This window comes from Clostridium sardiniense, from assembly GCF_019753795.1.
Taxonomy (GTDB): domain Bacteria; phylum Bacillota; class Clostridia; order Clostridiales; family Clostridiaceae; genus Clostridium; species Clostridium sardiniense.
The window spans coordinates 92,829-107,978 of record NZ_JAIKTU010000005.1 but is presented as its reverse complement, the minus strand read 5'-3'; the positions used below and the strand labels follow the sequence as shown (position 1 = coordinate 107,978).

The following is a 15,150-nucleotide window of genomic DNA, read 5'->3' as shown; positions in this document are numbered from 1 at the left end:
TATTGGAGGACTTCTCAAGAATGAGAAGTCCTTTTTGATAAATAAATATATTTCTTTATTTATTTAATTAGGTTAAAATAAAACTATGAAATTGTATACAATAAGGAGGTTTTTATGGATAATAGTTACATATATAATAGGCATAGCGTTAGAAAATTTAAGGATGAGGAAGTTTCAATAGATGCTTTAAAAGAAATAATTAAAGCTGGTTCCTATGCTCCTTCAGGTAAGAATAGTCAAAATTGGCACTTTGTAATATTAAGGGGAAAAGATCAAGTTGATAAGATAGCTAGTGCTATTGAAAAGAAAAATAAAGATATATGTGATAAAATCTCTGATGAAACTATTAAGAATAAATTCTTAAATGGCATAAAATATCAGCTAACTTTTAAGAGTGCGCAAACATTGATATTAGTATATGCTAGGAAGTATACCCCAACAGGATATGAAGAATTAAAATTAAGTGGTGCCCCTGAGGAAGAAATTAAAGATTTATGGAATACTGCCCCTGGAATACAGGGAGTATCTGCTGCTTTAGAAAATATAATGCTTACAGCAGCAAATATGGGGTATGGAACATGTTGGATAACAGGACCAGATTATGCAGCTAAGGAGATAAATGCAGTTATAGGCTTTGAAAAAGAAGATTATTCATTGATAGCAATGACTCCAATTGGAGTTCCTTTAAGTACTGATTTTAAGAGACCGCCAAGAAAGCCTTTGGAAGAAATAATGACAATAATAGAGTAGGAGAGTTTTTATAGTATGTATAATAGAGTTAATAGTATAATCAATGAAAAGGTAAGACCAGCTCTTAAAGAGCATAATGGTGATATAGAATTAGTAGATGTTAAAGATGGTGTAGTTACTGTTAAATTATTGGGTCAATGTAGTGGTTGTCCATCTGCTAAGTTTACACTTGAGCATGTAGTTCAGACAACATTACAGAATGAAGTTCCTGAGATAAAAGAGGTTATAGCGACTCATGAAGTTAGTGAGGAGCTTTTGGACATGGCTAGGAAAATACTTAGTAAGAATAAATAATCAATAGCTATTTCTACAGAATTGGGTATTATAAAAATAAACTTGAATGAAAAGCTTAAGAAAAAAATTAAAATAGAGTAGTTACAAATTGATTTTTGTAACTACTCTATTTTTTATTTATTATCTATATCTTCAAAGGTAAGCCCTTTATTATATATTCTTTTATTTGTATTCTCTCTAATGAGCTTATATATAACTGCAAATAGAGGAATACCAAGAAGTAATCCTAAGAATCCAAGTAAACTTCCACCAACAAGCATTGCAAACATTACCCAAATTGCAGATAGTCCTATAGAATTTCCAACAACCTTTGGATAAATTAGATTTCCCTCAACCTGTTGAAGAACAATTATAAATATTAAAAATATAATTGCTTTTATTGGATTTATTATAAGTATTATAAGAGCTGATGGTATTGTACCTATAAATGCTCCAAAGATAGGGATTAAGCTTGTGATACCAACTATAAATCCTATTAAAAGAGCATAAGGGATTCTTAATATAAGCATACCAATACAGCAAAGAGTTCCGATTATAACTGCTTCAGTACATTGACCTCCAATAAATCTTTGGAAAGTCTCATTTGCTACACGTCCAACTTTAAGTATTTTATTTGCATGTCTTTTCTTAAGATGTGCATATAGAAACTTTTTACATTGGAAGATAAGGAGTTCTTTACTAGATAACATATAAATGGCGAAAACTATTGATAAGAAGAAATTAATTACTCCTGATGTTATACTAACAGTTAAATTAAATATATGGTTTATAGTAAATCCTAAGAATTGACTAGCAAAACCAAAAATATCCTTCCAAGCATTTATTATATCGGACCATATTTTATCAAAGCCTGCAATAGATCCAAGATTATTAGTAACTAATTCTTCAAAGGATTTAACATATGATGGAACACTATCAATAAGTGTTGAAACGCTAGTTATAAGTTGAGGTATAATAAATGTTATTAAAGTAGCTAATAAGCCAACAACAAGTAAAAGTGTAACTACAATAGAAATTGGTCTTTTAAATGATTTTAAAAATGGAAATTTTTTTGAATTATCCATAAAAAAGAATACTTTATCTTCTAAAAGTCTCATTGGAATATTTAAAACAAAAGCTATCCCAATAGCAGTTAAGAATGGACTAAGAATCCCAAGTATCTTCCCAAAAAATGTCCAAACCGTTGATATATTTAAAACTACATATGCTAAAACTATTATATATGTAGAAAGTAGAATATAAGGCTTTAACTTGGTATTAATATTTTTCAAAAATAAACCTCCTTATTATTTGTTAAAGATATATAGTATCCTTAACTAGTATAAGAGTTATTATACATGGTTAAGCATTTTATAACAATATATTAAAATGAGTTATTTCAATGTGAAATCTATGTGAAGTTTAATAAATATATATAAGATAATGATAAAATTAACAAAAAGGAGGGTACTATGAAAAAGATATTAGTTGTAGAAGATGATATAAAAATAAATGAACTTATTATTGAATTTTTAAAAAGTGAGGGATATAAGGTATATAGCTCTTTTGATGGATTATCTGGATATTCAAAATTTAAGGAGGATAATTATGATCTAGTAATATTAGATATAATGATGCCAAAGCTTGATGGATATGGGTTATGTAATTTAATTAGAGAGGAAAGCGATGTTCCAATAATATTTTTAACAGCTCTTAGCGAAGCAGAAGATGAGATAAAAGGGTTCGATGCTATGGCAGATGATTATATAACTAAGCCATTTTCTTTTAATGTTTTAATTAAGAGAGTAGAAGCTGTGCTTAGAAGAAGTGAGAAAACAAATGATTTAAAAGATGAATTATCCTTTGGGAATTTATATATAAATTTAAATACATATAAGGTTTATATTGATAATAAAGAAGTAGAATTTACCCTTAAAGAATTTAATATACTTAATATACTTATGAAGTCGTATCCTAATGTAGTTTCAAGAGAGATGTTAATGGATAAAGTGTGGGGGTATGATTATTATGGCGATATGAGGGTAATCGATGCTCATATTAAGAATATAAGAAAGAAGATAGAGTATGATTATATAGGGACAGTAAAGGGTGTTGGATATGTACTTAAGGAATAAATGGGATAAGATAGGGATTAAGAAAAAACTATTTGTAATATCTAGCACAGTAGTTTTAATAACATCGGTAGTTATATATAGTATATTATTTTTAATTGTTCCAATGATATATTTAGATATAAAAGAGAATAATGTTAAAACTTCGACAAATGAGTTAATTACAACATTAGAGAGTAAAAATGATACTAATATTGATTATACAGAGATCTTAGATAAATATTCTTATGATAATGGAGGTATGGTTTTAATAACAACTCTTTATGGAGATATTGTATATTCTTCAAATAGAATTTTTGGGAAGCCACCTAAAGAAGAGGGAAGAAAAGATATCTTCTTTAATGACAAGTTTAATGAGCAAAATGATATAAAAGTTAGTAAGCAGTTTTATTTTAAAGATATAGGTAGAGAATGCATAATTACAACAAATGTTCCAATTAAATTTTTAAATGATATGAGAAGGGTAATGATTAGAATATTACCCGCTATAATTTTAATAACAATAGGAATAGGAGTTTTATCACAGTATATATATTCAATTGTAATTAGTAAGCCTTTACTTAAAATCAATAGTGTTGCTAAGAAGATCTCCAAATTAAACTTTAATGAAAAGCTTCCTTATGAGGGAAAGGATGAAATTGCAGAATTATCAAATAGTATAAATTCTATAAGTAGTAACCTTGAAGAGACAATATTTAGTTTAAAAGAAGCTAATGAGAAACTTGTAAGTGATATCGAGAAGGAAAAACTTCAAGATAAAAGAAGAAGAGATTTTATAAAGGCAATTTCTCATGAACTTAAAACACCTATAACAGTTATCAATGGTCAAATAGAAGGAATGATTTATGAAATAGGTCCTTATAAAGATAGGGATAAATATTTAAGAGAAAGCTTAGATAGTGTATCGGATCTTAGAACTCTGGTTTCAGAGATAATAAATCTTGCAAAATATGAAGAGAGCATAGATTTAAATTACGAAGAGTTTATATTAAATGATTTGATAATTGATATTATTTCAGGATATGAATACTTTAAAAATGAGAGGAATTTAAATATAAAGTTAAATGAATATGGTAAGTTAAAAATAAGAGGAGATAAAAATATAATAAAAAAGGTTATATCAAATCTTATTAATAACAGCTTAAAATATTCATTAGACAATAAAGACATAGAAGTAGATATAAATAAAAATGGAAGAGTTCAGATAATAAATTATGCAAACAATTTAGATAACATAGAAACAGATCTTTTATTTAAAGCTTTCTATAGGGCAGAGAAATCTAGAAATAAAGAAACAGGCGGTAGTGGACTTGGATTGTATATAGTAAAAACTCTTTTAGATACTCATGGAGATATTAATTATGGCATAGATACTCAAGGAGAAAAATTTAAGTTTTTTTTAGATTTTAAAAATAAACAGTAAACTTCACATAGAATTCATGTTGACTTCACTTTACTTACAGTTTGGTACTTTAAGATAAGTACATAACTTGCAAAGAGAGAGGGGAAAACATGAATTTTTTATTTAGAGGATTTTTAAGTGTGAAAGAAAGAATTGGAAAGTCGACAATACTATTTTTAGTTATGACATCTATTTGTGTATTTGTATTAGCAGGATTTTCAATTCAAAGTGCTACGGAGAAAGCAGGAGTACTTGCAAGGCAAAAGCTTGGTGCAACAGTCATTTTGTCACCTAATATGGAGAAGATTAAGGAAAAGATGAGAGAAGAAGGAGGAGAGAAAGGATTTAAATTAGAAAGAACTCCAATATCTTTAGAGGATGTAGATAAGGTATTAACCTTAGATAATATAAGTAGTTATAATGTAACTTCATCTACTCAAGGTACTGCTGATGGCTTTACTCCAATAACTAGCACAGAATCAAATAGCAATGAAGAAGAACAAGGTTTTATGAAGAATCCTAATAGAGAAAGTAGAGTAATGGGAGATGTTACTTTAGATGGTATTTTAAATTTAAAAGATGTAAGTGCATTTATAAATGAGGAGGATACTTTAGTTGATGGAAGTGGTATTACTAGTGATGATAAGGATAAAAATGTTGCTGTCATTGAGAAGACATTAGCAGATCAAAATAGCTTAAAAGTAGGAGACAAAATAAAGGTTAAGTCTACTCAAGATAGCACAAAAACAGTAGAACTTAAGATAATTGGTATATATCAAAATAGCTCAGAAATATCAGAAGGAGCTATGAGAAATGAAGCAATGAATCCATATAATAAAATTTATGTACCATATACAGTTTCTAATACTTTAAAAGGAACAGATTATAAAGATAAAGTTGATAACGCGCAATTTTATTTAAATGATCCTATAAATGTAGAGTCATTCTTAGAAAAAGGTAAAAAACTTGATATAGATTTTAACACATATACTTTAGATGCGAATAGCAGAGCCTATGAAACAATGATGGGACCTATAGAGAATATAGCATCGTTTGCTAAGATGACAGTAATTATTGTATCAATTGCTGGAGCTGTGATATTAGGCCTTATAATTATGCTTTCAATAAAGGAAAGAAGAAATGAAATAGGTATTCTTTTATCCCTAGGAGAGAAGAAGCTTAAGATAATAGCACAATTTGGAGTTGAGATACTTATTATATTAGCATTAGCCTTTGGAACATCAGCTATACTAGGTAATTCTATAAGTGAAGAAATAGGTAATGTGCTTCTTGCAAAGGAAACCACAGTTGAACAGAATAGTAATTATGGTATGCCTGGAATGCAAGGTATGCAAGGAGTACCAGACATGAGTGCATCTGGAGGAGGTGATATGAAAGAAAGAGGAGAAGGTAGATATAATAAATCTAAAGTAGAGACAATAGATTCATTGGATGTTAGCGTTTCAGGAGATGACTATGCAAAAATGTGCGGACTTGCAATACTAATATCATTTATAGGTGTTATGATTCCTTCAATTGGAATAATGAGATTACAACCAAAAGAAATTTTAAGTAAGCATGATTAGAGGTGAAGTAAATGAATTATGAAAAAATATTAGAATTAAAAAACGTATCATATTGGTATGATAATGATAACAAAATAATAGAGGATTTAAGTGTAAATTTTGAGAATGGGAAATTTTATACTGTAATTGGACCATCAGGTAGTGGAAAAACTACATTTTTATCTCTTATATCCGGTCTAGATAAGAATAAAGGTGGTGAAATATTATACAAGGATAAAAGTATAAAGAAAATAGGTCTTACTAAGTATAGAAATAGGTATGTATCAATAATATTCCAAGGCTATAATTTACTTACTTATATGACTGCACTACAAAATGTAATTTCAGCTATTTCTATAAAAGGGTTAAAGGTTGATAATAAGAAAGCTAGAGCTTTAGATATGTTAAAAAAGGTAGGTCTTACAGAAGAACAGGCAGATCAAAAGGTATTAACTCTTAGTGGAGGGCAGCAACAAAGAGTAGCAATTGCAAGGACATTAGTTTCAGAAACTGGAATAATAATAGCTGATGAACCAACAGGTAATTTAGATAAAAAAACATCAAATGACATAATTAAGCTATTTAGAGATATTGTGAAAGAAGAAAATAAGTGCTTAATTATGGTTACTCATAATAACGATATTGCTAAAAGTTCAGATGAAACATATAAATTGTCAGATAAAAAATTGATAAAAATATTATAGCTTATAATAAAAAAATGGTAGAAAATTAATTCTACCATTTTTTTTATTTAATTAAGAGATTATTTGATTTTGTTTTCGTATTGTTCAACCATTCTCTTAACCATTTCTCCACCAACGCTTCCGCATTGTTTTGAAGATAAGTCTCCGTTGTAGTCAGTGAATGGAACTCCCATTTCATTAGCTACTTCATTTCTGAATTTTGCTAATCCTTCTTTAGCTTCTGGAACTAATTTTGTTGATGAACTTCTTCCCATGGTTCATTCCTCCTTATATCTTATAAATATTTCGTAAAGTTTGTTTGTTTTACTTTACACTCATAGTTTGCGTCAGTTTACTTTTTATAAACTATAATATTATAACCAATATTGGAAAGTAATTAGACATAAGGAAAAAATGTGTATATCAACATTTGTAATTAAACAGGAACCTTCCTATTATTAGCGTCTTAATGAAATATTATTCTATTTTTTTAAATCATTAAAAGATATAACTCCATTTAAAGTATTTGCTTCTTTTATAGCTCTTAATATAGCTTTTTCCATAACATTAGCTGCAAGCATACCAACAGTTGTTACATCAGCCTCAACTTTATTAGTCGCCATAGTAAATATTGTATCACCATCAAACATTGTATGAGCTGGTCTCATAGTTCTTGCAAATCCATTATGAGCCATTGAAGAAATCTTTTTTGCTTGAGCTTTTGTAAACTTAGCATTAGTTACTATTAATCCGATAGTAGTGTTACCTTTAAAAGGGTCACTTGGTGTTTTTATATTATTTATTAAAATTTCTTCACTATTTAAAAATTCATTAGTTTCTTTATTTAAAGCGCCTGCAATAATTTCTAAATTTTTAGGATCAACAACATCACCTAAACAATTTACAGCAACTATAGCACCAACTTTAAGATCTCCAACTTGGACAGCATAAGTTCCAAGGCCACCTTTCATAGCTGTTTGAGGTCCAAGTATTTTTCCTACAGTTGCTCCATAGCCAGCACCTATATTACCATTTATATCACCATTATAAGCTTCACTATTTAAGCAAGCTTTATATCCCATTTCTTTATTAGGACGTATAGTTGGATCACCAAAAGCTAAATCAAAAAGTACTGCTGAACATACTATAGGAACCTTGGCAACCTTAACATCAAAGCCGACCTCTTTCTCTTCAAGATATTTCATAACACCAGATGAAGCATCAAGGCCAAAGGCACTTCCTCCAGATAGAATAACTGCATGAATTTTTTCAATCATTTCAGAGGGATCTAAAAGATCAGTTTCACGAGTTCCAGGTGCACCACCACGCACGTCGACTCCTCCTGTTGCGCCTTCTTCACATATAACTACAGAGCACCCAGTACAACCTTCTTCATTTTGTGCATGACCAAGTCTTATATTATCTATATCAGTAAATTTTATTTCTTTCATAAATTTAAAACCTCCATTATATATTAAAAGCCCCTATAAAAAATATAGGAGCGTGAATTTATTATTTTTTAATCTTTCTAAGTGTAGCAACTACTGGTATTGTAATTACGGCTGATAATATGGCCTCTGGAATACCATTTGTAACTCCAACAGTTGCAAGTGCTGCCCCTGTTGCAGAAGGTGCTATACCTAAAGCATGTGAATATTTTTCTAAGTAAAAAACATAGGTTAATCCTAAAACACCTACAGTATTAGTTAATGTTGCAAGTACTGCAGCTATACCTATTGGTAACGAATCTTTCTTAAATTTGTTTTTTAGTGCTCTATAAACATAGTATGCAACAATTGCAATTAAAACTCTTGGAACAATTGCAACTATTGGATTATAGAATACAAATGATGTTGGGCCTGGAGCTGTAAATGCTTGATACATTGAAAATAATCCAAATACTCCTCCGACTAATGCCCCTACTATAGGTCCTTCAACTATTGCACCAATTATAACTGGTATGTGCATTATGGTTGCCTTCATGAATGGAAGTGGAATAAATCCAAGTCCTGTTAACCCCATAAATATTGATATACCTGATAGCATACCTACAATTACCATTTGGCGAAGACCTAAAACTTTTTTTGTTGTACTTCTTTCCATTTTGTAACCTCCGTTCTTATTCCCCCATTTAGGATATAATTCGGCAAAAAACAATTGATAAATTTTTGATTTTTGCGTTCAGTTTCTGTAAAAGAATACCGACAGTTTATATTTTACAATGAAGTATATAGGGTTGCAATAGATATTGTTAAAAATTTATCGATATATTTTTGTCGAAAAAGAGAGAGTGAGGAAATAAGTAGTCTTACTCATAGAAAGTAATTATATTCAAAAAATTCTGATAATTTAGTTTTGTAAAAAAGATCAATTTCTTGACCTTAATATTTTGTGAAATTGTTGTTGTCATTATTTATTACATCTTCTTTATTAGGAATTATGAATATGCAGGCTATATAACCGAAAATAGCAGTACCACAAGAAATGAAAGCTAAGACAATCCATAAAAGTCTTATTATTGTTACATCAACATTAAGGTATTCAGATAACCCTTGGCATATACCACTTATTTTACCGTGCCCTGGAACTTTGTATAATCTTTTCATTTATAGTATTCCTCCAATAAATATTTATAAAAATTGAATTAAGATAAAATTAGTATATGCTACTTTAATTAACATTACAATAAGATGATTTTGAAAAAATACAATATTTAGTATTTTTTAAGATTTGATAGAGTTTATAAGAAGATTTTAAGATTTATATCTTGCAACATAGACAGTAGTAACAAATATTTATTTTTAGAATAACATATAAATGAAATGCTAAATTTTTATGAGGTGAAAAGTTTATGTCATTACCTAAGATACCGGATTTAAATTCGCAAGTAGATTTTGATAGAGAAAAAGCATTAAATTTAATGCTTGCTTCAATTGGGATGGAAGAGATTGGACTAAGTCATATAATTAATGTGGAAGGGGAGAAGATACAATATTTATTAGGTACATTATTAGATGGAGATGGAAATCCTATACCACAGCCTAGAGGTGTTAGAGTTGAAGATTTATTAAATACTAATAAAGCATTAAACTTAACACTTAAAAATGTAATAAGAAATCAATTATTATTACAACTTAAATTAGAAGAGTTGAAAGAGTTTCTACCAGAAAAAAATATAAAATAAATAAGTTATATTTATATAATTAACATTAAATAGAACATAATAATATCTAAAAAAGTGAGGGGTTATATTCCTCACTTTTTATTTGTAATAAATAGGAATTATTATGAAAAGTAAAATATATAAATATATTAGGAGGTGAAGTGACATGTCTATGCCTAATATACCAAATATGAATCCACAAATTAATATAAGTACAGAAGAAGCATTAAATATGATTATAGCATCAGTTGCTATGGAGGATATGGGACTTAGTAATATAATTAATGTCCAAGCAGAGAAGATGCAATATATTTTAGAAACATTAAAAGAGGAAGAAAAGGAGAATTCTGGCTTTACTTTAAAAGATATAAATGATGTAAATAAATCTTTAGATAAGACATTAAGAAATGTAATTAGTAATCAAATGTTACTTCAATTTAAGTTGGAGGATATCTTAGAGATGTACTCTAAAGTATATTCTGTAGAAGAGGAGACTTTACTAGATTAAGGACTTAAGAAGTATATGAATAATTTAACAGAAGGTGAGAAAGTGAATTCTATAGATAATGACAATAAAAATAAATTAGAAGAGCTATATAAAAGTTCAATTAGTGAAGATTCTATGCTAGAACTTTTAAGATTAGAAATAGAGAAGATAAAAATATCTATTAAGATGTTAGCTGAGAATTCAAAAATTAGCGAGGAAATGACATTAGATATATTTAAAGAATGCAATAAAATAATAGATTCATTAATAATGTATGAATGGATAAGGTTAAAAAGAAATGAGGTTATAAGAGAAGCCTTTATAAATAATAAAAGGATGTGAATAAATGAAAAAATGTTCTGTTTGTTCTAAAAGAGGATGGTTTTTAAAATTAAAGAACAATCTTTGTGAAGAATGTAATAGAAGATTGTTAGATTTAGAAGAAGAGGGCGAGAGAATAATAGAGAAAATTAATAACAAAGAAATAGAAAAAGAGGAGATAAATGAAGCAGAAGAGGTATTTAGAGGATTAAAGATATTTTTAAAAAGTGGTGCGAAGGTAAATATCGATATAAACAAAGAGATAAATACTATTAAAAGATATAAAAAGAATATTGAGGCTAAGGAAAAAAATTTAAAAGAGATTAAAAATCAAGAAATAGAAAGACAAGAAATAGAAAGACAGGAGGTAGAAAGACAAGACATAGAAATTCTAGAGAGGGAAATGCAAAAGAGCAACGAAGAAGAGATAAAAAGGAATAAAGAAATAGTAGAAAAAAATATAGAAGATAATGAAGAGAGTACGGAAGGGACATTTGATGAATTAAAAGAGGCTGGTAGTCTTGGAGGTAAAGAGTCAGCGATTGAAGAGAACGATAATAGAGAAGAGGGGAAAGATAGGGGCATAATAGAGCAGAATAACGAAGAAGGGAATAAAGAGGAAGAAAATAGTAAGGAAGTAGCAGAATGTATTGAAGATAAAAAAGATTATGAAGAAGAAAGAATAATAAATGATAAAAGAATGATAGAAATGAGTAGAATTCTAACCTTTAAAAATGAGCTATCTATTATGGAAAGTGAAATAAACGATTTAAAGAATAAAATCGATAAAAAAAATATATCTATAAGTAATTTATCAGAAAGGCTATTTAAAATTAAGGATATATATCTTCCAAGGATTAAAGAAATATCTAATGAGGGAGTTAATTCATTAACTTTAAATTATAGAGATATTAATAAATACGTAGAAGAGCAGGTTAGAACATTAGAGTTTATAACAATGAGAAGTGAAAGGGAAATAAGGGATTCTTATAATTACTCTGCTATATGTATACAAACAACAGGTAAGTTTTCAAATAACAACTCAATTATAGAGATAGCAGCAGTTAAAGTATCTTATGGAAGGATAATTAAAACATTCCAAACATATATAAATCCTGAAAAGGAGTTACAAGCAAATGTTGAAGCAGAAACTGGTATAACTAATAAAATGTTAGAGGGAAAACCTAGTATAAGAAATATTATGCCTCAATTCTTAAATTTTATTGGAAGTGATAGACTAGTTGGTTATAATATGGGTTATCATTTAAGGTTTATAAAAGAAGAGTATAGCAAAATATATGGAAGAGAATTTTTTAATCAAGAGTTATGTATTATGAAATTATATAGACAAAAATATAAGGAGCGTTTTGGAGTAAAGGCAGAGGACACAAGTATAGAGGCTTGCATAGAAGGTGTATTAAGAACAGAACCTGATAAGATTTTATATGCCTATGATTCAAAAGCATTAAGTACAGCTATGGCTGTTTATAAGATTTATGAGAATTTAAAAAATTGATTTTAGTAATAAGGTTCTTTAGAAATTAGAAATTTTCTAGAGGGCCTTATTTTATTAAAGTTTTTCAAGGAGTATAATAATTAATATATAAAGTAATAATGGAGGGAAATATGAGGAAAGAGAAGTTCTTAGTTAAAGATTATCCAGAAAAGTCATGGAGTATTTCAAGGATAAAGAGTATAAAGTCTTGTCTAAGAGAATATTATTACACTTATTATGGGTCTCATAGGGGATGGGAGCCGGAGGTATCATTAGAAAGAAAAAGAGTTTGGAGACTAAAAAAATTAACCAATATATGGATAGCTTTTGGGGATATAATTCATGAGGGAATAAAAGGAATAGTTAAATATAAAATTAATAATAAAGATAGTGAGATAGATGTAGATAAGTTTAAATCTTTTGTAAGACTTAAATTAAATAATATAGTTAGAAAAAGTAGTAGAAAAGGAAGTAAGCTTCAGTGGGATGAGTATCCAAATGGACAGATGTTACAGGAGTATTATTATGAGGGAAAGTTAGATTCAGAGGATATAAGTGAAGTAAAGGAAAGAATAGAACAATGTGTAGAGAACTTCTTTGAGAGCAAGACGTTTTTTGATATACAAAAAGGGAACTTCTTAAAAGTACTGGAAGTTGATGAAGGAAATTTTGATTATATATTTATAAATGGAGTTAAGGTTTTTGCAATAATAGATATGCTTTATATTGATGATAAAGGACATTGCATCATAGTAGACTGGAAAAGTGGTAAACATAATGAAGATAATAAAGAGCAGCTATTAGTATATGCCCTTTATGTAATGGAAAAGTATAAAATTCCAGTTGAAAATATAAGAGGAAGAATAGAGTATTTATTTACAGGGGAGAACTATGAATTTGAAATTACAAATGAAGAAATTAAAGAAATTAAGTTAAGAGTAGAACAAGAGATTAATGTTATAGATGCCATGCTTTCTGATAAAGAGATTAACAAACCAAAGGATAAAGAGATGTTTATAATGAGAGATGAGGATTATAAATGCAATAAATGTAAGTATAAAATATTATGTGAAGAAGAAAGAGGAGAGAACGATGAAAATATTAGGAATTAAAAAACAAACAAATAATAAATATTTAAACATGTATGAATTAGATCTTGAGAATAAAAAAGGGAATCCTAAAAAATATTTTTTTGCAAGTAGAAGAGATGAAGAAGATCTTGCTTGTAAGACTAAAGATCATACAAAGGCAGATGGGGTTATGATAATTCCAATAACTAAAGAAGGAGAAGTAGTTTTAATTAAACAATTTAGGCCTGTAATTGATGATTATATATATGAACTTCCAGCTGGCATTATAGATCCAGGAGAAGATATGGAGGAGGCAGCAAAGAGAGAACTTTTTGAAGAAACAGGACTTACTGCTACAAGTTATGAAGTATTTTTAAAACCAAGCTATACATCTGTTGGAATGACAGATGAAACAACAGCTATTGTAAAGGTGGGAGTATGCGGAGAAATAAGTACAGATAATATAGAAGAAGATGAAGAAATAGAAGTTATTAAATTAAAAATAGAAGATTGCAAGGAATTTGTGAAGAATAACAATATATCAATAAAGGGTGGAATAATACTAAATTTAATAGATAATGGAATATAAGCTATAAAGTAAAAGAGAGGACTTATATAACTATTTTTAATACATTAATAGTTATATGGAAGTCCTCTCTTTTACTTTATACTAATTATATTCCTTTAAATGAATCAACTACTATCTTATAGTCTTTTTCAAGTTCTTTATATAATTTATAGCTTGAATTATTAGGATCCAGTCCTATATCAGATGGTAGACCTAATATATATTTGGTGCCGTTTATAGTTTTAGATGTAGTATTATTTAAATAGTGTCCATCCTCAATGTCATTAGTTATTTCAAGCAATAGTCCTGGAGTACCATCGGCTGCATTAAAAACTATACTAACTCCAGTAGCACGCTCTTTTATTGAGTAATGGCCTATCCAAGATGATGGTATTTTAAAGGTAAAACCAAATTTTTTGTTTGTGTAAGTTACGCTTTTGTTAGAAGCAAGTTCTTTTTTAGTTTTACTATTACTATTAGATTTAGATGTACTATTCTTTGCAGAACTTTTTTTAGAAGAAGCTTTTTTATGTGAAGTAGTATTTTTACTTGTATTTTTATTAGGTTTAGATTCTATACTAGCTTTTTTATCAGCTTCAGCTTTTTCTTTGTTTATTTTATTAATTTGATCACCTATTTTTTTCTTTTGATCATTATCAGCATCATCTAATTTAATAGATTTGATTTCATTTTCTGCATCAGTAAATTTTTTATCATTAATTAACTTATCTACAGAATTAATTTGATCAGATATTTTATTTATTGCTTCTTCTTTTAAGGTTATATCTTCCTTTAATTTATCTATATCCTCTTTTATTTTATAATTTGAATAATCTGATCCTATTTTAGATAGATATTCTTCAGCTTCTTTATAATTTTTAGATTCATAACTTTTCTTAGCAGATTCATAGTTTTCTATTATTTTTAATAAATCAGAAGCTTCTTTATTATCCTTATCCTCTTTTAGTGCATTTTCAAAGTTAGTTTTAGCTTCATCATATTGCTTAGAATTTAAAGATGATTTTCCAGATTCAATATATTTATTTACTTTACTATTAGTGCAGCTAATTAAAGATAGAGAAAATAAGGTTGTTATTATTAAAACAACACTCAATTTTTTAAAAATTTTTATCATTTGTATTCCTCCTTACAAAATTTAATTAGATTAATTTTATATATTGCATATATTGAAATAATATCATATATTGAATAAAATTACCAGTAGAGGAATTTTATATTTT

General features: G+C 28.1%; 18 protein-coding genes. 12 read left to right on the top strand and 6 right to left on the bottom strand.

Features of this window, described 5'->3' with window-relative positions:
* The first annotated feature begins 114 nt into the window (after window positions 1-114).
* Both K5V21_RS07245 and K5V21_RS07240 read left to right on the top strand, forming a co-directional pair.
* The gene (locus K5V21_RS07245) at window positions 115-750 is read left to right on the top strand and encodes a nitroreductase family protein (protein WP_221860377.1); all 636 of its coding nucleotides are present in this window, start codon (window positions 115-117) and stop codon (window positions 748-750) included.
* Window positions 751-765: 15 nt separating this feature from the next.
* Window positions 766-1,044, top strand: a complete 279-nt coding sequence (locus K5V21_RS07240) for a NifU family protein (protein ID WP_221860375.1) — start codon at window positions 766-768, stop codon at window positions 1,042-1,044.
* Between the two features lie 113 nt (window positions 1,045-1,157).
* On the opposite strand, the gene K5V21_RS07235 is transcribed toward K5V21_RS07240, so the two are convergent.
* Window positions 1,158-2,315 carry an AI-2E family transporter gene (locus tag K5V21_RS07235; protein ID WP_221860373.1) on the bottom strand — a complete coding sequence of 386 codons (1,158 nt, stop codon included), beginning with the start codon at window positions 2,313-2,315 and terminating at the stop codon, window positions 1,158-1,160.
* 180 nt (window positions 2,316-2,495) lie between these two features.
* On the opposite strand from K5V21_RS07235, the gene K5V21_RS07230 reads away from it, so the two are divergent.
* The 4 genes from K5V21_RS07230 to K5V21_RS07215 all read left to right on the top strand — a co-directional run bounded on the left by K5V21_RS07230 (window position 2,496) and on the right by K5V21_RS07215 (window position 6,826).
* The gene (locus K5V21_RS07230) at window positions 2,496-3,158 is read left to right on the top strand and encodes a response regulator transcription factor (protein WP_221860371.1); all 663 of its coding nucleotides are present in this window, start codon (window positions 2,496-2,498) and stop codon (window positions 3,156-3,158) included.
* The gene (locus tag K5V21_RS07225; RefSeq protein ID WP_221860369.1) at window positions 3,142-4,578 is read left to right on the top strand and encodes a sensor histidine kinase; all 1,437 of its coding nucleotides are present in this window, start codon (window positions 3,142-3,144) and stop codon (window positions 4,576-4,578) included. Before K5V21_RS07230 ends, K5V21_RS07225 begins: the two co-directional genes overlap by 17 nt.
* 89 nt (window positions 4,579-4,667) lie before the next feature.
* On the top strand, window positions 4,668-6,143 hold the full coding sequence (locus K5V21_RS07220) for an ABC transporter permease (RefSeq protein ID WP_221860367.1): 1,476 nt from the start codon (window positions 4,668-4,670) through the stop codon (window positions 6,141-6,143).
* 11 nt (window positions 6,144-6,154) lie between these two features.
* Complete coding sequence (locus K5V21_RS07215; protein ID WP_221860365.1) at window positions 6,155-6,826, top strand: ABC transporter ATP-binding protein; 672 nt, start codon at window positions 6,155-6,157, stop codon at window positions 6,824-6,826.
* A 59-nt stretch (window positions 6,827-6,885) separates the two neighbouring features.
* Here K5V21_RS07215 and K5V21_RS07210 read toward each other — a convergent pair whose 3' ends face one another.
* The 4 genes from K5V21_RS07210 to K5V21_RS07195 all read right to left on the bottom strand — a co-directional run bounded on the left by K5V21_RS07210 (window position 6,886) and on the right by K5V21_RS07195 (window position 9,411).
* On the bottom strand, window positions 6,886-7,080 hold the full coding sequence (locus K5V21_RS07210) for an alpha/beta-type small acid-soluble spore protein (RefSeq protein ID WP_204594727.1): 195 nt from the start codon (window positions 7,078-7,080) through the stop codon (window positions 6,886-6,888).
* A gap of 207 nt (window positions 7,081-7,287) precedes the next feature.
* A complete protein-coding gene (locus K5V21_RS07205; RefSeq protein ID WP_221860362.1) occupies window positions 7,288-8,256 on the bottom strand; it encodes a P1 family peptidase in 969 nt (322 codons plus the stop codon).
* A 61-nt stretch (window positions 8,257-8,317) separates the two neighbouring features.
* Window positions 8,318-8,908 carry an ECF transporter S component gene (locus K5V21_RS07200; RefSeq protein ID WP_204594725.1) on the bottom strand — a complete coding sequence of 197 codons (591 nt, stop codon included), beginning with the start codon at window positions 8,906-8,908 and terminating at the stop codon, window positions 8,318-8,320.
* 278 nt (window positions 8,909-9,186) lie between these two features.
* Window positions 9,187-9,411: a PspC domain-containing protein gene (locus K5V21_RS07195; protein WP_204594724.1), complete on the bottom strand. Its 225-nt coding sequence runs from the start codon at window positions 9,409-9,411 to the stop codon at window positions 9,187-9,189.
* A gap of 245 nt (window positions 9,412-9,656) precedes the next feature.
* On the opposite strand from K5V21_RS07195, the gene K5V21_RS07190 reads away from it, so the two are divergent.
* The 6 genes from K5V21_RS07190 to K5V21_RS07165 all read left to right on the top strand — a co-directional run bounded on the left by K5V21_RS07190 (window position 9,657) and on the right by K5V21_RS07165 (window position 13,930).
* A complete protein-coding gene (locus tag K5V21_RS07190) occupies window positions 9,657-9,989 on the top strand; it encodes a hypothetical protein (protein WP_204594723.1) in 333 nt (110 codons plus the stop codon).
* Between the two features lie 145 nt (window positions 9,990-10,134).
* A complete protein-coding gene (locus K5V21_RS07185; protein WP_221860360.1) occupies window positions 10,135-10,476 on the top strand; it encodes a hypothetical protein in 342 nt (113 codons plus the stop codon).
* A 15-nt stretch (window positions 10,477-10,491) separates the two neighbouring features.
* Window positions 10,492-10,797 (top strand): hypothetical protein, encoded by a 306-nt coding sequence (locus K5V21_RS07180; protein ID WP_221860358.1) that lies wholly within the window; start codon window positions 10,492-10,494, stop codon window positions 10,795-10,797.
* Between the two features lie 4 nt (window positions 10,798-10,801).
* A complete protein-coding gene (locus tag K5V21_RS07175) occupies window positions 10,802-12,292 on the top strand; it encodes a 3'-5' exonuclease (protein ID WP_221860356.1) in 1,491 nt (496 codons plus the stop codon).
* A gap of 110 nt (window positions 12,293-12,402) precedes the next feature.
* Window positions 12,403-13,383, top strand: coding sequence for a PD-(D/E)XK nuclease family protein (locus K5V21_RS07170; RefSeq protein ID WP_221860354.1), 981 nt, complete (start codon window positions 12,403-12,405; stop codon window positions 13,381-13,383).
* Window positions 13,364-13,930: an NUDIX hydrolase gene (locus tag K5V21_RS07165; RefSeq protein ID WP_221860352.1), complete on the top strand. Its 567-nt coding sequence runs from the start codon at window positions 13,364-13,366 to the stop codon at window positions 13,928-13,930. Before K5V21_RS07170 ends, K5V21_RS07165 begins: the two co-directional genes overlap by 20 nt.
* Before the next feature lie 85 nt (window positions 13,931-14,015).
* Here K5V21_RS07165 and K5V21_RS07160 read toward each other — a convergent pair whose 3' ends face one another.
* Window positions 14,016-15,044, bottom strand: coding sequence for a tetratricopeptide repeat protein (locus K5V21_RS07160; protein WP_221860350.1), 1,029 nt, complete (start codon window positions 15,042-15,044; stop codon window positions 14,016-14,018).
* Window positions 15,045-15,150 lie beyond the last annotated feature (106 nt).